This window comes from Caloranaerobacter azorensis DSM 13643, assembly GCF_900129995.1.
GTDB lineage: Bacteria > Bacillota > Clostridia > Tissierellales > Thermohalobacteraceae > Caloranaerobacter > Caloranaerobacter azorensis.
The window spans coordinates 1-19,146 of record NZ_FQXO01000047.1 but is presented as its reverse complement, the minus strand read 5'-3'; the positions used below and the strand labels follow the sequence as shown (position 1 = coordinate 19,146).

At 30.1% G+C, this 19,146-nt stretch carries 21 protein-coding genes, 1 tRNA gene and 1 other annotated feature; of the genes, 20 read left to right on the top strand and 2 right to left on the bottom strand.

The window, feature by feature from the left end:
• Window positions 1–342: 342 nt before the first annotated feature.
• The 8 genes from BUB51_RS08295 (at window position 343) to spoIVA (ending at window position 8,229) form a co-directional block, all read left to right on the top strand.
• A complete protein-coding gene (locus BUB51_RS08295; protein ID WP_073196974.1) occupies window positions 343–723 on the top strand; it encodes a hypothetical protein in 381 nt (126 codons plus the stop codon).
• Between the two features lie 229 nt (window positions 724–952).
• Window positions 953–1,870: a YIEGIA family protein gene (locus BUB51_RS08290; RefSeq protein WP_035164405.1), complete on the top strand. Its 918-nt coding sequence runs from the start codon at window positions 953–955 to the stop codon at window positions 1,868–1,870.
• A gap of 13 nt (window positions 1,871–1,883) precedes the next feature.
• Window positions 1,884–2,078 (top strand): capping complex subunit for YIEGIA, encoded by a 195-nt coding sequence (locus BUB51_RS08285; RefSeq protein ID WP_035164408.1) that lies wholly within the window; start codon window positions 1,884–1,886, stop codon window positions 2,076–2,078.
• Window positions 2,079–2,285: 207 nt separating this feature from the next.
• Window positions 2,286–3,623: a DUF512 domain-containing protein gene (locus tag BUB51_RS08280; protein WP_073196972.1), complete on the top strand. Its 1,338-nt coding sequence runs from the start codon at window positions 2,286–2,288 to the stop codon at window positions 3,621–3,623.
• Window positions 3,624–3,628: 5 nt separating this feature from the next.
• Window positions 3,629–4,945, top strand: coding sequence for a ribosome biogenesis GTPase Der (gene der / locus BUB51_RS08275; protein WP_073196970.1), 1,317 nt, complete (start codon window positions 3,629–3,631; stop codon window positions 4,943–4,945).
• On the top strand, window positions 4,946–5,542 hold the full coding sequence (plsY, locus tag BUB51_RS08270) for a glycerol-3-phosphate 1-O-acyltransferase PlsY (protein ID WP_073196968.1): 597 nt from the start codon (window positions 4,946–4,948) through the stop codon (window positions 5,540–5,542).
• A gap of 16 nt (window positions 5,543–5,558) precedes the next feature.
• The gene (locus BUB51_RS08265) at window positions 5,559–6,587 is read left to right on the top strand and encodes an NAD(P)H-dependent glycerol-3-phosphate dehydrogenase (RefSeq protein ID WP_073196966.1); all 1,029 of its coding nucleotides are present in this window, start codon (window positions 5,559–5,561) and stop codon (window positions 6,585–6,587) included.
• Between the two features lie 163 nt (window positions 6,588–6,750).
• Window positions 6,751–8,229 (top strand): stage IV sporulation protein A, encoded by a 1,479-nt coding sequence (gene spoIVA / locus BUB51_RS08260; RefSeq protein WP_073196964.1) that lies wholly within the window; start codon window positions 6,751–6,753, stop codon window positions 8,227–8,229.
• 48 nt (window positions 8,230–8,277) lie between these two features.
• Here spoIVA and BUB51_RS08255 read toward each other — a convergent pair.
• A tRNA-Pro gene (locus BUB51_RS08255) sits at window positions 8,278–8,355 on the bottom strand.
• A 148-nt stretch (window positions 8,356–8,503) separates the two neighbouring features.
• On the opposite strand from BUB51_RS08255, the gene BUB51_RS08250 reads away from it, so the two are divergent.
• The 12 genes from BUB51_RS08250 to BUB51_RS08195 all read left to right on the top strand — a co-directional run bounded on the left by BUB51_RS08250 (window position 8,504) and on the right by BUB51_RS08195 (window position 18,761).
• Window positions 8,504–9,853 (top strand): biotin/lipoyl attachment domain-containing protein, encoded by a 1,350-nt coding sequence (locus tag BUB51_RS08250; RefSeq protein WP_073196962.1) that lies wholly within the window; start codon window positions 8,504–8,506, stop codon window positions 9,851–9,853.
• A 24-nt stretch (window positions 9,854–9,877) separates the two neighbouring features.
• Entirely contained in the window at window positions 9,878–10,561 is a 684-nt protein-coding gene (locus tag BUB51_RS08245; protein ID WP_423230316.1) for a YggS family pyridoxal phosphate-dependent enzyme, read from the top strand.
• An 11-nt stretch (window positions 10,562–10,572) separates the two neighbouring features.
• Window positions 10,573–11,019, top strand: coding sequence for a cell division protein SepF (locus tag BUB51_RS08240; protein WP_073196958.1), 447 nt, complete (start codon window positions 10,573–10,575; stop codon window positions 11,017–11,019).
• Window positions 11,020–11,037: 18 nt separating this feature from the next.
• Window positions 11,038–11,301 (top strand): YggT family protein, encoded by a 264-nt coding sequence (locus tag BUB51_RS08235; protein WP_052045331.1) that lies wholly within the window; start codon window positions 11,038–11,040, stop codon window positions 11,299–11,301.
• A 15-nt stretch (window positions 11,302–11,316) separates the two neighbouring features.
• Window positions 11,317–12,105, top strand: coding sequence for a YlmH family RNA-binding protein (locus BUB51_RS08230; RefSeq protein ID WP_073196956.1), 789 nt, complete (start codon window positions 11,317–11,319; stop codon window positions 12,103–12,105).
• 14 nt (window positions 12,106–12,119) lie between these two features.
• Window positions 12,120–12,581 (top strand): DivIVA domain-containing protein, encoded by a 462-nt coding sequence (locus BUB51_RS08225; protein ID WP_073196954.1) that lies wholly within the window; start codon window positions 12,120–12,122, stop codon window positions 12,579–12,581.
• Between the two features lie 65 nt (window positions 12,582–12,646).
• Window positions 12,647–12,849, top strand: a binding site (T-box leader).
• Window positions 12,850–12,931: 82 nt separating this feature from the next.
• Complete coding sequence (gene ileS / locus BUB51_RS08220; RefSeq protein ID WP_073196952.1) at window positions 12,932–15,706, top strand: isoleucine--tRNA ligase; 2,775 nt, start codon at window positions 12,932–12,934, stop codon at window positions 15,704–15,706.
• Between the two features lie 144 nt (window positions 15,707–15,850).
• Window positions 15,851–16,546, top strand: a complete 696-nt coding sequence (locus BUB51_RS08215) for a 5'-methylthioadenosine/adenosylhomocysteine nucleosidase (RefSeq protein ID WP_073196950.1) — start codon at window positions 15,851–15,853, stop codon at window positions 16,544–16,546.
• Window positions 16,547–16,566: 20 nt separating this feature from the next.
• Window positions 16,567–17,379: a bifunctional 3-deoxy-7-phosphoheptulonate synthase/chorismate mutase gene (locus BUB51_RS08210; protein WP_073196948.1), complete on the top strand. Its 813-nt coding sequence runs from the start codon at window positions 16,567–16,569 to the stop codon at window positions 17,377–17,379.
• Window positions 17,380–17,497: 118 nt separating this feature from the next.
• Window positions 17,498–17,683 (top strand): hypothetical protein, encoded by a 186-nt coding sequence (locus BUB51_RS08205; protein ID WP_073196947.1) that lies wholly within the window; start codon window positions 17,498–17,500, stop codon window positions 17,681–17,683.
• Between the two features lie 114 nt (window positions 17,684–17,797).
• Complete coding sequence (locus BUB51_RS08200) at window positions 17,798–18,073, top strand: DUF5665 domain-containing protein (protein ID WP_035163730.1); 276 nt, start codon at window positions 17,798–17,800, stop codon at window positions 18,071–18,073.
• A 10-nt stretch (window positions 18,074–18,083) separates the two neighbouring features.
• Window positions 18,084–18,761: a TraR/DksA C4-type zinc finger protein gene (locus BUB51_RS08195; RefSeq protein ID WP_073196945.1), complete on the top strand. Its 678-nt coding sequence runs from the start codon at window positions 18,084–18,086 to the stop codon at window positions 18,759–18,761.
• A 98-nt stretch (window positions 18,762–18,859) separates the two neighbouring features.
• Here the strand turns inward: BUB51_RS08195 and BUB51_RS13340 are convergent.
• The coding region (locus tag BUB51_RS13340) for a hypothetical protein (RefSeq protein WP_207647536.1) at window positions 18,860–19,146 on the bottom strand (287 nt) is incomplete at its 5' end.

Sequence of the window (19,146 nt, the reverse complement as noted above, 5' to 3'; positions counted from 1 at the left end):
ACAAACACCTCACAATTTAAATTACAGATAGATATGCACTCTAATCTTTACAAGTTACAGCCTTGTTAGACATACGAAGAATTAGCTTTAGCTAATCAACATCCAGCTTATTCGCAAAAACTCGTAAAGTAGAGATATCACTCTTTTTTAGGAGGATTTAAACCTCAAGGGGGAATACGAAAATCTCTATCTGTTTACGAGAACAATTATCTCAAATTGTTTTTTAAAGCACAAGTTTTTTAAGTTTTCATGCTACTAGGCAGGAGGAGTAGATGAAAACTTTTAGATAGGATATTTATTTTGATGTGTTTTACAAACTATATTATACAAGGGGGTATTTTTATGAAAGCTGTTTCATATATAACTATATTACATGGAATTTTAATGATATTTTACAGTATTAAAAATATTTTAAATCAATATCATTACAATATATCGGTAGTTAGAAGTTTTAATAATCCTTATTTAGTATATGGTATATGGATATTTATTGGTTTAATATTTATAATTGCAGGTATAGGATCTTTAAAAAAAAGAAAATATTCTTATTATCTAATTTTGATTTTGTATTTAATCGTGGAATTATCATTAGTATTAGAAATTGTACATATTATATCAAATGAATTTATGTTTTCTATTTTATTCTGCGGAGTTCTTATGTTTTTAGGATATGCTATGATTCTAGATTATGTAAAAAAACACAAAAACTATTATTATAAATAATACTAATATTTAAATAAATTCCATATAGATAAATCATAATTATTAAATATTAATAAGTAAACTTTTAAATCCCTTAAAGTAGATTTATTTATGTCTACTTTAAGGGATTTCTATATATTTAAAGATAAGAATAGTATAAAAGAATAAGGGAAACCTAAATTATAGATTTAAATCTAAAGGTCGTTTCAACAATAATATAAATTAAAGTTTATATCTAGAAGGTGGTAAAATGCTTAATTACAGTTATATAATAATTCCTTCAATAATGTTAGGAATTTTATCCAGAATGTCTATGCTCAGAGTCGATCATAGACAATATCCAAGTTATCCTCAGGGGGTATTTTCACATCTTACTTTAGGTATTGTAGCAGCAGGATTAGGTTCTGTTGCTTTACCTGCATTATGGGAGAAAGAATATGCTGCAGTTACATTTTTGGCTTTAGCGGCTCAACAATTCAGGGATGTAAGAAATTTAGAACGTCAAAGTTTAGACAATATAGAACCTACTGAATTAGTGGCAAGAGGTACTGCGTATATTGAAGATATTGCAAAGGCTTTTGAAGCTAGAAATTATATGACTATGCTGACATCTCTTATAGTAAGCATAGTAATATTTTTACTTTTTAAAATTGGCATTTCAAGAACACAATCGGTTGTTATTGGAGTAATAATTGGTTTTATTTCTATATATTATTTTAATAAGGCAATAGCCAGACAGACAATTGGAGATATTGCAGATGTAGTTCCTGCAAAAATTAAATTTAAAGGTCCATTATTGACAATTAATGATGTAGTAATAATGAATGTGGGGCTTAAGGAATCAAGAAAAATATATGAAGAGAAAGGTATAGCTGTAGAAATTATTCCGCATGATGAAAATGGAATTGCAACGTTAGCTAATCTAGGACAAAGACAGGCTATTCAACATAATGCAGCAGCTCTATTAGGTATAAGGAAAGATGTAGATGAACCTGATTTTACACCTATTGCAAGAAGGGATCCTGAAACAGGAAATATTGTAATGGCTATTGTGCCTATGGAACCAGATATAGAATGCTTGATAGAAGCTGTAAAGAGAACAGTTGTTTTAGAAAGTGCAAAGAGAAAACCTTTAGATTCTAAAGCTGGTAGAAAAGCAGCTGATTAAGGAGTGTGAAAATATGGATGTAGGAATTAAAGAGGCGATTTTGGCAGTTGTAACAATTAGAAAAGATATAGTTTGCGGTGAGAATATACCGGTTTTTTATGCAAAAGATGAGGAGGAGAGAGAAAAAATTGCTCTTTTACTATCGAAAATAACTTTAGGTATGGTACATGATTTAGAAAATGGAGCCTATGTAATTGTAAGGCATTAACATTCTGTATTTATGATATAAGAAATTAAGTAGAATTAAGTTTAAATACAATTTTCGTAATGGATTTTGTTAATGTGTTATAATTAAAGATATTGCCAAAAATATTTTGATTATATATAATTAAATGATGATATAAACAAAAATTATATAGGTATGATATAATGTTAATACCTAGTACTAATAATAGGTGATTATAGAGGGGATATTATGGAAGTAAAAAACGCAGATAAGCATACAAATATTATTGAAGCAATTGAAAGAGGCAGTATTGCAGAAGAATTAGGAATTGAAAGTGGGGATGTTCTAATATCTGTAAACGGGCATCCAATAATGGATATTTTAGATTATAAATATCAGATTTCTGATGATTATGTTGAAATGACTATACAAAAGAAGAATGGAGAGATATGGGAATTAGAAATTGAAAAGGATATTAATGAAGATATTGGTATAATATTTACGAATCCATTAATTGATAAAGCTAAGAGCTGCAGAAATAAATGCATATTTTGCTTTATAGATCAATTGCCTAAAGGAATGAGAAATACTCTATATTTTAAGGATGATGATTCTAGATTATCCTTTTTACAGGGTAATTTTATTACACTCACAAATCTGTCTGACGATGAAATTGACAGGATTATATTTTATAAGTTAAGTCCAATAAATATATCCGTTCATACCACTGACCCTGAATTGAGGGTAAAAATGTTAAACAACAAAAATGCAGGGAAAATATATGATATATTACAAAGATTTAGTAAAGCAAATATAGAAATGAATTGTCAGATTGTTCTATGTCCGGGAATTAATGACGGTATATATTTGGATAAGACGCTAGAGGATTTAGCAGTTTTATATCCAAATGTTAAGAGTGTTGCAGTTGTGCCTGTTGGTGTTACAAAATATAGAGAAGGGCTTTTTAAATTAGAAACGTATAATAGAGATACAGCTGAAGAATTACTAAATTTTATTGGTAAGAAACAAAACAAATATTTAAAAGAATTAGGCTCGAGATTTGTTTTTGTTGCTGATGAATTTTATATTCTTGCAGGGAAGGAAGTGCCTTCATTTGATGAATATGAAGGATTTCCACAGTTAGAAAATGGTGTGGGATTGATGAGATTATTTTATGAAGAAGTATTAAAGGCTTTAACTCAAATAGATAAAGATATGAGATTAAATAAAAAATTTACTATAGCAACAGGTATGTTAGCCTATCCTTTTATGAAAGATGTTGCCAAACTAGTTATGAGTAAATTTAAGGGACTTGATTTGCAGGTTGAACCTATAATCAATAACTTTTTTGGAGAAACGATAACAGTAGCAGGGCTTATAACTGGAAGTGATTTAATTGGACAACTTGATGGAAAGGATTTAGGTGCTGGATTAATTATTCCAAAATCTATGTTGAAACGCGATGAAGATATTTTTCTAGATGATATTACTGTAGGAGAATTAGAAGAAAGATTAAATATAGAAGTGATTGCTTTAGACGTTGATGGATATAAATTTGTAGACTTCTATAAAAAACATGCGAGGTGATATATATGGCAAGACCAGTTGTAGCTATTGTGGGTAGACCGAACGTAGGAAAATCTACTCTTTTTAATAGATTAGCAGGCAAAAGAATAGCAATTGTAGAAGATAAACCCGGAGTTACTAGAGATAGGATTTATGCTGAAGCTGAATGGTTAAATAAGTACTTTACTTTGATTGATACAGGAGGAATTGAACCCGATACTGAAGACATTATTTTATCACAGATGAGAAGACAGGCACAAATAGCGATTGATACTGCCGATGTTATTTTGTTTGTTGTAGATGGAATAGAGGGATTAACATCTACAGATAGAGAAGTAGCTAATATGTTGAGAAAGTCTAAAAAGAAAGTATTGTTAGTTTGCAACAAAATTGATACGCCTATGACTCCAGATACAATTTATGAATTTTATGAATTAGGATTAGGCGATCCTATAGCAATATCAGCTTCGCAAGGATTGGGGATAGGAGATTTATTAGATGCAGTAATTGAGCTTTTTCCTGAAGATAAAGATACGGAGTATGAAGAAGGCGTAATTAAAGTTGCAGTGATAGGGAAACCGAATGCAGGGAAATCTTCTTTAATAAATAAAATTTTAGGAGAAGACAGGGTTATAGTAAGTGATATACCTGGTACGACTAGAGATGCAATAGATACGCCATTTCAAGTTGGAGAAGATAAATTTGTGTTTATAGATACAGCGGGTATCAGAAGAAGAAAGAAAATTAATGAAAATATAGAAAAATATAGTGTTATTAGAGCATTAACGGCTATTGAAAGAGCTGATGTCTGTTTGTTAGTTATAGATTCATTAGAATCTGTTACTGAACAAGATGCTAAAATTGCAGGATATGCTCATGAAAATGGTAAAGCCACTATTATTATAATGAATAAATGGGATCTTGTTGAGAAAGATGACAAAACTTATTTAAGATATGAAAAGGAAATTAGAGAAAGGCTATCATTTATGTCCTATGCTCCAATATTGTTTATATCAGCAAAAACGGGACAGAGAGTTAATAGGATAATCGATTTAATAAAGAAAGTTTCAAATAATCATTCTATGAGAATTAGTACAGGGGTATTAAATGACATTATTGGTGAAGCGGTACTTATGAATCAGCCACCATCAGATAAAGGAAGAAGATTAAAAATATATTATGGTACTCAAGTGGGGATAAAGCCACCTAAATTTGTTATTTTTATTAACGACATAGAGTTGATGCATTTTTCTTATCAAAGATATTTAGAAAATCAAATAAGGCAGGCCTTTGGATTTGAGGGAACACCTATTCAATTAGAATTTAAAGAAAAGGGGGATTAGATGTATAAAATTTTATTAGTATTATTATTAAGTTATTTAATAGGAAATATAAATGCGGCCTATTTGATAGGGAGAATATTAGAGAATAAAGATATTAGAAATTATGGGAGTGGGAATGCAGGTGCTACAAATGCTTTAAGAGTTTTTGGTGCAAAAATAGCGGCTGTAACGTTTTTATTTGATTTATTGAAAGCGGTAATAGCAGTAATTTTAGGTAAAATGATTTTAGGAGAAACAGGTATGTTTCTTGCTGGTATTAGTGTGATTGTAGGGCATAATTGGCCAGCCTTATTAAATTTCAGGGGTGGGAAAGGTATAGCATCAACTATTGGTGTAATGTTGATTATCAATTATAAGATAACATTAATATGTTTGGCTATAGGATTAATTATCGTTATTAAATCTAGATATGTCTCGTTGGGGTCAGTGATAACAATGGCTTTGTTACCTATTATAGGATTGTTTTTCAATAGGCCTTTTAATTTAGATTTCTTAATTTTCACGTTAATATTATCTGCTATGGCTATTTACAGACATAAGGGGAATATATCACGATTATTGAAGGGACAGGAGAGAAAAATAGGTCAGAGGGTCTAAATGAGGAGGAATAATAATGAAAGTAACTATTGGTATTTTAGGAGGAGGAAGCTGGGGAACGGCTTTAGCTTTACTACTTGCCAATAAAGGTTATCAGGTTGATTTATGGGTAAGAGATGTTAGTCAATGCAATTATATGAAAGAAACTAGAGAAAATAAAAAGTATTTACCTAATATTAAATTGCCAGATAATATTAATGTTACTAATGATATGGAAGAGGCTATTTATAGAAAAAATATAATTTTATTGGCAGTGCCGTCGCATGCTGTTAGGGAGACAATTAGGAAATTTAAAATGAAGTTGAGACAGCAGCCTATATTGGTCAATGTAGCAAAAGGGATAGAGACAGATACTCTACTTAGAATTTCGGAAGTTGTAAAACAAGAATTGCCAGATATTGAGTATACTGTTATTTCAGGGCCTTCGCATGCTGAAGAGGTTTCTAAAAGTATCCCAACAGCAGTGGTAGCCGCATCTGTAAATAAAAAAACTGCAGAGTATATTCAAGAAGTGTTTATGACTCCTAGATTTAGAGTTTATACGAATCCAGATGTAATAGGGGTTGAACTTGGTGGGGCACTTAAAAATGTAATAGCGCTAGGAGCGGGAATATCAGATGGATTAGGATATGGAGATAATACTAAGGCTGCACTTATGAATAGAGGGATTATTGAAATTTCACGTTTGGGTAAAAAAATGGGAGCAAATAAAAATACATTTGCTGGTCTTTCAGGAATAGGTGATTTAATAGTTACTTGTACGAGTCTTCATAGTAGAAATAGGCGAGCGGGTATTAAGATTGGACAAGGAGCTAGTTTAGAAGAAGCAATTAGATCTGTAGGTATGGTTGTAGAAGGAGTAAGGACGACTAAAGCGGCATACAAGTTAGCTAAAAAATATGATGTAAAGATGCCGATAACCGAGGAAATTTATGGAGTACTTTATGAAGGAAAAGATGTTAGATATTCTGTTTTTAATTTAATGATGAGAGATAAGAAACATGAAATGGAAGAAATTGTACAGAAAACAGGATTTAATTGGTAAGGACATCTAAAAGATGTCTTTTTTTTATTAGCATGTCATATTATTTTAATCTTTTCATATATATATAATGTTAAAAACTGAGTCCAAATTTATATTTTTCTAGGCTGAAAACTATACTAAAAATGGAGATTCTTCAATATATTATATAAAGGGGGGAAAGTAGATGAAGAATTTCGATATATACAAGGATATTGCTGAAAGAACGGATGGGGATATATATATTGGAGTTGTAGGGCCTGTTAGAACAGGTAAATCAACATTTATTAAAAGGTTTATGGAACTACTAGTCATACCGAATATAGACAATACATATAGAAAAGAAAGAGCTAATGATGAATTACCACAAAGCGGTGCTGGAAGAACTATAATGACAACAGAACCTAAATTTGTTCCAAGTGAAGCTGTCGAATTGACTTTGAAAGATAATGTCAAATTTAGAGTTAGAATGGTAGATTGTGTAGGATATATAGTAAAAGGTGCTTTAGGACATGAAGAAAATAATATGCCTAGAATGGTTACTACACCATGGTTTGAAAAGGAGATACCGTTTGAAGAAGCTGCTGAAATAGGGACTAGAAAAGTTATAACCGATCATTCTACTATTGGATTAGTTATAACTACCGATGGTTCTATAACAGATATTGAAAGGTCTAATTATATTAAGGCTGAAGAAAGAGTTATTAGTGAATTAAAAGAACTTGATAAACCTTTTGTAATATTACTAAATTCAAAACATCCAGATTTAGATAGTACAATAGCACTTAGAGAAAGTTTAGAAGAAAAATACCAGACACCAGTAATTGCAATAGATTGTTTAAATATGTCCATACAGGATATTAATAATATTCTTGAAAAGGTATTATTAGAATTCCCAATAAGAGAGATTAATATTAATCTACCTGGTTGGGTTGAAGGATTATCTAGTAAACATTGGATACGTGAGAATATATTAAATTCACTTAAGGAAACTGTAGCAGAATTATATCGAATCAGAGACATTACAAATGCATTAGATAAATTTACAGACTGTGAAGCTGTTCAGAATGCGATTATAACTGAAATCAAATTAGGTGAGGGAATAGCTAATATAAAAATGGAAGTCGAAAATAATCTGCTATATAATGTGATAAGTGAAATAACAGGTTATAAAATAGTTGGAGAACATCAGTTGTTGGGGTTAATCTCTAAACTTGCTAAATCTAAGAAAGAATACGATAAAATAGAAAGTGCATTAAAAGATGTAAAAGAGAAAGGATACGGATTAGTACCTCCTAGCCTTGAAGAGTTAGAGTTATATGAACCCGAAATCTTTAGGCAAGGCAATAGATTTGGAGTTAAATTGCGTGCAAATGCTCCAAGTTTACATTTGATTAGAGCGGATATAACAACCGAAGTATCACCAATTATTGGAACAGAGAAGCAGAGCGAAGAATTGCTAAAATATTTACTAGATGAATTTGAAAATGACCCTTCAAAAATTTGGGAATCAAATATGTTTGGTAAAACATTACATGATTTAGTAAAGGAACAGCTACAGAGTAAGCTCAACATGATGCCAGATGATGTAAGAGCTAAAATCCAGAAAACTCTCCAGCGTATTGTAAATGAAGGCAGTGGAGGGCTAATCTGTATCATAATATAAAGTTAGGCTAACAGCTACCAACTGTTAGCCTAATTTTGTGTTTAAATATGGTCGGGATGACTGGATTCGAACCAGCGACCCCAAGTCCCCCAGACTTGTGCGCTAACCAAGCTGCGCTACATCCCGAAAGTAATATATATTATACACATTTTTTTAAATTTTGTAAAGTTGACAGAGAATTATGTTATACTTGATTTATAGACAAATAGGTCTTTAGTTATATTTGCATATGGATAATTCTTATTGTTAAAATGATGAAGGAAAATCTTAAAACATGAAGAAATATAATATAAATTGGTGTGGTGATGTTATGACTAAAGATAAAAGAAAACAAAAAAGAAAAAGACGAAAAAAACTTAGAATTGGATTGGTAATAATAGTGATGATTTATTTATCGTTAAGAATGTTACCAACATTCTGTATCACGAATGCAGCTACAGTGGTAGTTGAAGAGGGCAGTATTGATGTTTTAGAAAGGACTAAAGGGATTATTTTTAAAAATGAAGTTGTTTATAGAGCGACAACTAACGGTAAAATAATTTTTAACAAAAATGAAGGTGAAAAGGTCGGATTAGGGATTTTAATAGGACAAGTAATAGCATCGGACAAGAATCATAAAATAGCAGAAGAATTGAATGCTATAAATAAAAAGATTGAAGAGTTAAGTAATAAAATCAAAACGCAAGAAATATTTTCAAATGATATAGAGAAGAATAAAATTTTTATAGATGAAAAAATAGATACTTTGAGAAAAAGCATTTTAGAAGGTAATTTTATTAAAGTAAATCAAGTAGTAAAAGAACTAAAATTAGATTTAGATAAGCGTTCAGATTTATTTGGCAAAAATTCGTTGATAGCTAATGATTTAGATAAACTATATGAGATGCGTAAAAATTTACAGAACAGATTAAAAAATGCGAAAGAAAATTATTATTCAAAAAATTGTGGATTAGTAAGTTATACTATTGATGGGTTAGAAGAAATATATAACTTAAAAGGTTTATCTAAATTTACTCCCGATAAATTTAGGATTATAGAAAGTAATATACATAAAATTAATAACGAGTTGGAAGTCAGTTCAGGTGAACCTATTTTCAAAATAATTGACAACTATAAATGGTATCTTGTGGTAAAATTAGGACCTAATAGTGGTATAGATAGGTTGAGTGAAGGAAAATATGTATATATAAAGTTTTTAGAAAAAAATGAAAAAATAAAAGGTAAAGTTTATAAAGTAAATAAAGGTAGCGATGGATATATAGTAATATTTGAATTTGATAGTTACCTGTATAAATTTTATAATGAGAGGTATGTCGATGTTGAGATAATTATTAACACTTATTCAGGATTAAAAGTACCTAAAAGTTCGGTAGTAAAGAGAGATGGAATAGATGGTGTATACATTAAAGATATAAGTGGTGTTGTGAAATTTAAACCTGTAAGAATAATAGGGCAAAATGATAAATATGTAATTGTAGATACAGGAAGTAAAATTAAAGTCGGTGATAGAGGGAAAATAAAAATAAATATTAATGGGAAAGATGAAAAGGTATATACGATTTCTATTTTTGATGAAGTATTCGTTAATGGTAAGAAAGTTAAGGAAGGACAAATTATAGATTAAAGGGAGGGGATTAAAATAGTTAATATAAAAGCAAATTTAGAAGAAATATATAAAAATATTGAACAAGCAGCGTTAAAAACGGGGAGAAGTCCGGAAGATATAACATTGATTGCTGTTACTAAGACTGTGGATGTTGATGTAATAAATGAAGCGATAGAGCTGGGAGTAAATAATATAGGAGAAAGTAGAGTTCAGGAGATTTTGAGAAAGTATGATTTGGTTAAAGATGGACCAACTTGGCATATGATAGGACATTTACAAACAAACAAGGTTAAATATATTATTGATAAGATAGATTTGATTCATTCTTTAGATAGATTGTCTTTAGCACAAGAACTTCAAAAAAGAGCACAGCAGCATAATATCTTTGTAAATGCTCTTATTCAAGTCAATATAGCAGAAGAAGAATCGAAGTATGGACTTTATGGTGATGCGGTTATTCCATTTATTGAAGAAATTATAAAATATCCTAAAATAAAAATAAAAGGGCTTATGACAATAGCTCCTTATGCAGAAAATCCAGAGGAGATTAGATATGTTTTTAGACAGTTAAAAGAACTTTCTGAAGAACTTAAAAAAAGAGAATATCCAAATGTGGAGATGAAATATTTATCAATGGGAATGACTAATGATTATAAAATAGCAATCGAGGAAGGTTCTAATATGGTTAGAATAGGAACGGGGATTTTTGGGAGAAGAAGTTATTAGGAGGTATTGCGATGTCAAATAAAAGTAATAAAATTATTAATAAGTTTAAATATATAATTGGTTTAGATGATTTTGAGGAAGAAGTTGTGGAAGAATCGATAGACCCTTTTGTCGAAGAAGAATTGCCAGTTAAGAAGCGTGTTAACAACAGGATTGTAAGTATACATACAAATTTGTCTATGAAATTAACAATTCATGAACCAAGAAGATATGAAGATGCACCTAAAATTGTTGAGGATATAAAGAATAGAAAAACAGTTGTTATTAATTTAGAACATATGGATGGGGATAGTAAGAGACAAATCTTTGATTTTTTGAATGGAGCTATTTATGCTTTAGAAGGAGTCATTCAAAAAGTTGCTAAAGATATTTTTATTTTAGCTCCTAATAATGTAGAAATTAACGGGAATATAAAAGAACAATTGAAAAATAAAGGTATATTTCCGTGGCAGAAATAGTTAAAAGAGGTGTTGAATGTGTGGGTTATAGAAAGATCTGTAGGTATATTTATAAATTTGTTAGAAACACTGATCTTAGTAAGGGTTTTTATGTCTTATATAATTAGAGATTTAAATAATCCAGTGTTTAATTTTGTTTATCAAGTTACAGAACCTATTTTAAGTCCATTTAGAGACTTAATGGATAAATTAGGGATTAATACGGGAATGATAGATTTTTCGCCATTGTTAGCGTTTGTGTTTTTAGATTTAATTTCTTATATTCTAAGAGCTATTTTATAGTTGATAGGTGATGATATGTTTTTAAACAAAGCAAAATATTTAGAATATATTAGAGACCCAGAGCAAATAATAGTTATGAGGAAAATTTTAGATAAAATTGAAAAAGTATTAAAAAATCATGAGGTTGTGTATAGTGACTTTTTAGATCCATATCAAAGAAGGTTAAGTTATTCAATACTTAATAGGTTTTCCGATTTAAATTATTTTGAAGAGGGCGGACTTGAAGAGGCTGAAAGAAAATCTATTATAATATATCCATTTTACTTAAATAAGGAAGATATTGAAAATCCAATTGGTTCAATTGAAATAACTGGCAATTTTAGAAGGAGATTAAGTCATAGAGATTACTTAGGTTCTATATTGGGGTTAGGAATTAAAAGGGAAAAAATTGGGGATATATATTTACATGATGATTTTGCACAAATTGTATTGCATAGAGATATTTTAGATTTTGTTAAACTACATTTGAATAAAGTTGGCAATCAGAATGTATATGTTGAAGAAATAAGTTTAGATGAAATTAAACAAGGCGTAACTGAATATATTGAAAAAAATATTACCGTAAGTTCGTTAAGAGTAGATAATGTTATCAGTACTGTATATAATATTTCAAGGTCAAAGTGTTTGATGTATTTTAATCAGAATAGAGTCAAAGTTAATTGGGAACCGATAAGACAGCCATTCCATTTAGCTGATGAAACTGATTTAATTTCCGTAAAGGGCGAAGGTAGATTTTTAATTTATAAAAATTTAGGAAAAACAAAAAAAGGAAGGCATAAATTAATTATAAAAATTTATGTTTAGTGGAGGCATGGGTTATGTTAACACCTTTAGATATTCAAAATAAAGAATTTAGTAAAAGTATTATGGGATATAAAGAGACTGAAGTAGTTAGTTTTTTAGATGAAGTTGCTGCCGATTATGAGAAACTTTATAAAGAAAATCTTGAGCTTAAAGATAAAGTTTCTGTATTAAATGAGAAAGTTGAATATTACCAAAACATTGAAAAAACACTGCAAAATACATTAGTTGTAGCACAAAATACTGCTGAAGAGGTTAGTCATAATGCTAAAAAAGAAGCAGAACTTATTATAAGAGAAGCGGAAGAAAATGCAAGAAAAATTATTGAAGATGCGCATAACGAAGTTGTTAAAATACAGAAAAAGTACGAAGAGATTAGGAAGGAATTATTGATTTTTAAAACTAGATTTAAGACTTTTTTAAGTTCACAATTAGAAACGGTGGATATGTTTTTAAACGAAGTTGAAGAAAAACAGTGAAAAATAACTGTTAATATTGACGGATTTTAGTTAATAATATATAATATTTTTAAAATTTGATATAGACAAAGACTATGAAAGGGAGAGTAGTTATTGTGGGATTTCAAGAGAGCTAGCGGTTGGTGTGAGCTAGTAATCCTGCTTTAATGAAAATCACCCTGGAGTTGACCTTCGAAATTGAGTAGGGGGTTCCGGTAATCCGTTATTTAAATGAGAGACCATTTGTATGGTAAATTGGGTGGTAACGCGGAGTAACTTCGTCCCATTGGGATGAAGTTTTTTATTTTATACACATTAAACGACGACGCATCTTAGTTAAAATAATTCGAAAATACACAGGAGGTGTTATGATGGATTACAGCAAAACATTGAATTTACCAAAAACAGAATTTCCAATGAGAGCTAATTTGCCAAAAAGAGAGCCTGATATTTTAAATAAATGGTATGAACAAGATATTTACAATAAAGGTCTTGAAAAGAATAAAGGTAATAAAAGTTTTATTTTACATGATGGCCCACCTTATGCAAATGGAGATATACATCTTGGTCATACTCTAAATAAGATTCTTAAGGATATAATAATTAGATATAAAACATTGAGAGGTTTTTATGCTCCATATATTCCAGGATGGGATACTCATGGGCTACCTATTGAATTAAGAGCGATAAAAGAGTTGGGATTGAGCGTAAAAGAAGTTTCATCAGTTGAATTTAGAAACAAATGTAGAGATTATGCATTGAGTCAAGTAGAAAGGCAGAAAGAGCAGTTTAAGCGTTTAGGTGTAACGGGTGATTGGGATAATCCATATTTGACTTTAAAACCTGAATACGAGGCTCATCAGATAGAAATATTTGGGGAGATGGCTAAAAAAGGATATATATATAAAGGATTAAAACCAGTTTATTGGTGCCCAAGTTGTGAAACTGCTTTAGCAGAAGCCGAAATAGAATATAAAGACAAGGTATCACCATCTATTTATGTAAAATTTGAGCTTGTAGATGATAAAGGTCTATTCAAAGATCATTTAGATAGTTTAGAAAATGTATATTTTGTAATTTGGACTACAACTCCATGGACACTACCTGCTAATTTAGCTATTTCTGTTGGACCAGAATTTGAATATTCTCTTGTAGAAGTTAACAATGAGGTTTATGTTATAGCTAAGGAACTGACTGAAAATGTAATGAAAGAAATAGGTATTGATGAATATAAGATATTAGCTAATTTTAACGGTAAAATGTTAGAATATATGAAGACAAAACATCCATTTATCGAAAGAGAATCAGTTGTTATACTAGGGGATCATGTAACATTAGATGCTGGTACTGGATGTGTTCATACGGCACCAGGGCATGGTCAAGAAGACTTCTTAATAGGACAGAAATATAATTTGGATGTATTAAATCCTGTAGATGATAAAGGACATTTTACAGATAAAGCAGGTAAATATGAAGGGCTATATTATGCGAAAGCAAACAAAGTGATACTCAATGATTTAGAACAGAGTGGGCACTTAATAGCTAAAAAGGATATTACTCACTCTTATCCGCATTGTTGGAGATGTAAAGGCCCAGTTATATTTAGAGCTACTGAACAATGGTTTGCTTCAGTCGATGCATTCAAAGATGAAGCTGTTGAGGCTGCTAAAAAAGTTGAATGGATACCTGGTTGGGGTGAAGAGAGAATTATTAATATGATTAAGGATAGAAATGATTGGTGTATATCAAGACAGAGAATTTGGGGTGTACCAATACCTATCTTCTACTGTGAGGAATGCGGTAAAGAGTTAATAAATGAAGAGACTATAGCAAAGGTTTCTTCGATTTTTAGAGAAAAAGGCTCTAATGCTTGGTATGAGATGGAAGCAGATGAATTACTTCCGGAAAATACAAAATGTGAATGTGGTTGTACTAAATTCAAAAAAGAAATGGATATAATGGATGTATGGTTTGATTCTGGTTCTAGCCATAAATCTGTTATTGAAGAATATGAAGAATTAACATATCCGGCAGATTTATATTTAGAGGGTAATGACCAATATAGAGGTTGGTTCCAGTCATCACTTTTAACAGCTATAGCTACTAAAGGGACTTCACCATATAGAACTGTTATAACTCATGGTATGATAGTAGATGGTGAAGGAAGGAAGATGTCTAAATCATTAGGAAATGGGGTTGACCCATTAGAAGTAATAAATAAATATGGAGCAGATATATTGAGATTATGGGTATCATCTTCGGACTATAAGTCAGATGTAAGGATGTCAAATGAAATACTTAAGCAGATGTCTGAAGTTTACAGAAAGATTAGAAATACAGCAAGGTTTATTTTAGGAAATCTGTATGATTTTGAGCCAGAAAAAGATGCAGTAAGCTATGATGAGCTTTTAGAAATGGATAAATGGGCTTTAATAAAACTGAATAGATTAATTGAAAAAGTTACAAAGGCTTATGATAGTTATGATTTCCATGTGATTTACCATGCAATCCATAATTTCTGTGTTGTAGATATGAGTAGTTTCTATTTAGATGTATTGAAAGATAGATTATATACGTTAAGAAGCGATTCAAAATCGAGAAGGGCTGCTCAAACTACAATTGATATAATTCTTAAAGCGTTAGTTAAGATGATAGCGCCAATAATACCTTTTACGGCTGAAGAAATATGGCAGTTTGTTAAGGGTGAAGATGCTATTAGTGTACATTTAACTGATTGGCCTGAACCAAAAGCTGAATATTATAATGAAGCTATAGAGAGTAAATGGAATAAAATTATTTCCTACAGAGAGGATATAACAAAGGCATTAGAAATAGCGAGAAGCCAGAAAATAATAGGACATTCATTAAATGCTTTAGTTAAGATTTATGCCAAAGGTGAAGATTACGACTTCTTAAAGAGTATAGAAGAAAGACTACCAGAAATTTTGATTGTTTCGAAGGTAGAAGTAAATGAAGATAATGAAATTGATGGAGACTATACTATAGGAGAAAATAATGATATTAAGGTAGTGGTTGAGCAAGCACCGGGACAGAAATGCGAAAGATGCTGGACATTCAGTGAAACAGTTGGTGAAAGTCCAGAGCATCCAACAATCTGTGCAAAATGTTTAGCTAATTTAGAATAATAAATAAAGGGTTTGTATGTTTGACATACAAGCCCTTTTTAAACACATAAGGAATTAAAAATATTTTACATACTTGACACGGAAGTCAGAAATTATATAATAATAGAGAAAGTTATAAGTATATACAAGCTGGGAGGAAAGAGTATGAGGATTGGTATTATAGGGGCTATGGATGAAGAGATAGAAATTCTTAAAGATAAAATGGAAATAGATAAAGTTAAAGAAAGGGCTAAAATGAAGTTTTATGAGGGGAAACTTAATGATAAAGACGTAGTTCTAGTAAGATGTGGTATAGGGAAAGTAAATGCTGCAGTTTGTACTCAAATATTGATTACATATTTTAATGTGGATTATATTATAAATACAGGAGTTGCTGGTGCAATACATGATAGTCTAAATATTGGGGATATAGTTATTTCTACAGATGTAGTTCAGCATGATGTTGATGCAACGGGTTTTGGATACGAACTAGGAGAAATCCCAAGATTAGATGAGTATAAATTTAAAGCTGATAGGAGATTAATAGATATAGCTAAAGAAGTAGCGGCTAAAGAGCTTAAAGGACACAAGTTATATGAGGGAAGAATATTGAGTGGAGATGTATTTGTTGCAAGTCCAGATAAAAAAGATAAGTTATGGGAAATCTTCAAAGGCTATTGTGTTGAAATGGAAAGCGGGGCAATAGGACAGACTTGTTATTTGAATAATATTCCTTTTGTCATTTTTAGAGCTATTTCAGATAAAGCTGATGGTTCGGCACATGTCAACTTTAACGAATTTGTTATTGAATCAGCTAAAAATTCTGCAGAAATTGTACAAAGAATTATAAGCCTCATATAACTATTTATGGAGGAATAATCATGGAATTACAATATGTTGGTAAAAAACATGATGATAAGAAGATTATCGATTTAGGTGATGACGTTAAGATTGGTGATGGAAGTTTTACGATTATTGCGGGGCCATGTGCAGTTGAAAATGAAAAGCAGATGGAGTTAGTTGGTGAAATGTTAGCCAGTCTAAAAATAAGATTAATTAGAGGTGGCGCTTTTAAACCGAGAACATCACCATATTCTTTTCAAGGACTAGGATTCGAAGGATTAAAGATTTTACGGGATATTGCAGTTAAATATAATTTAAAAGTTGTTTCTGAAATTATGGACCCTCGTGATATAGAAAAGGCATTAGAATATATAGACATTATACAAATTGGCTCAAGAAACATGCAAAATTATTCCCTATTAAAAGAAGTGGGTAAATTAAATAAGCCGATATTATTAAAACGTGGGATGACAGCAACAGTAAAAGAATGGCTAATGGCGGCTGAATATATCGCTTTAGAAGGTAATGATAATATTATATTATGTGAACGTGGTATTAGAACTTTTGAAAACTATACTAGAAATACACTTGATTTAACAGTTGTGCCGATTTTGAAAACTTTGAGTAAATTACCGGTAATTGTAGACCCGAGTCATGGTACAGGTAGAAGGGATTTAGTTATTCCAATGACAAGAGGAGCTGTAGCGGTAGGCGCAGATGGTGTAATGGTAGAAGTACATCCAGAACCTACTGAGGCTTTATCTGATGGTTATCAATCGCTTACTTTAGAACAATTGAAGATATTATATAATGAGGTTAAACAAATAAAAAAATGTATTGGTGAATTATAATATTTAGAAAGGTAAGAACCTAAAAGGTTTTTGCCTTTTTCTTTTTTTAAAATTTAAAAGTAACTCCACATTAAACTTTACATAATATATAATAGGATATAAAGATGGGAGTGGTAATATGATGGATAAAATAAATAATTTAAGTCTTGAGAGTGTTGATATAAGTATAGTAGAAAATGTATGTCATAGATATACAGATTATTTATTATTTTTCTTTTTATTACTAGTTGAATTATGGGGTGGAGTATTTAAAAAGAACAGTCTTTTATTTTTCTATCTATTATTAGCTAAATATAGTCGTTAATATAAGGATAAGTTAATTGTAAGAATAATTATAAAAATTACTAATAAACTTTTATTAAAAAATTATAAATAATATACAATAAAATTGGGTAAATTATTTTGAAAGGAGATTATTATGCAAGAAAAAGAATTAGAAAAAAAGATACATGAGATAGCCTTACAATTAGAAAAGGCAAAAATAGCTGAATATGTTGATATTTTAAATAATAGAAAGAGATTATTATATATTAACTTTATTGGAGGATTAGCAAGAGGGTTTGGAATGGCTGTTGGATTTACGATACTAGGAGCATTTGTAATTTATATATTACAGAAAATGATTTCTTGGAATTTACCATTAATAGGTGATTTTATAGCAGATTTAGTAAAAATTGTACAAGAAAATTTGTAAGGAGGTTATGATGGACAAAAGAAGATTAGAGTATTTCAGAAAATTATTATTAGAGGAAAGATGTAAAATATTAGAAACAATAGATAAAATGAATGAAAATGAGCCAAATACATCTATGCAAGATTATTTTGATGAACTATCAATGTATGACAATCATCCAGCAGATATTGGTACAGAGACGTTTATTATAGAGCAGATGATGAATTTAAAAAATAATGAACAAAATTTATTAAGGCAGATAGAAGAGGCATTAAATCGAATTGAAAACGGAACGTACGGTATTTGTGAAAAATGTGGCAAAAAAATAAGAGAAGAAAGACTTGAGATAATACCTTATGCAAAGTTTTGTATTGAATGTGCAAATGAAGAAATTCCTTTAGAAACAACTATGGATTATAGACCTGTTGAAGAAGAAGTATTGGGATATCCTTTTGGAAGAAGTTATAGAGATATAACAATAGAGGATGAAGTAGAATTTGATGGAGAAGATAGTTGGCAGGCGGTTGCTAGATTTAATGAAGTTAAAAGAGATCCATCATATAGTACAGGAGATAATCAAGGTGTATATGATGAAAAAGAAGCAGGAATAGTAGAAGATGTTGATAAAATATCAAATGAGTATTATAAAGGGCAGTTAAAAGATTCAAATAGAGAGGACATACCTGAAAAACAAAAAGAACAAGGTTAGAGGTTAGGTATATACCTAACCTTTAATTTTGGAAAATTAAAAAAATAATTTTTTATATTGTGGATTGGCAATAATAATTACTTTAAGTTTCCCCAAAATTAGATAACAAAACTGCTCAAATTGTGTAAATTCAAGACATCAAAGAGAGTTAGTTGTTGTGATTCTTTGGATTTACATTTTGAAATAAGGTTATTAATACCAGTAGTACTTTTTTGCAGAATATCATAAATTCCATCAGCTATTTGATAATAAACAAACTTAGCTTTACTATATATACTTTTAGCACATTGAAATATTTTTTTTATAAGAATACTGTCATTCTGATGTTCTGATAGTATACCAATAAAACCTATAACTATAGTGAGTAATAGATTTAGATTTCTAA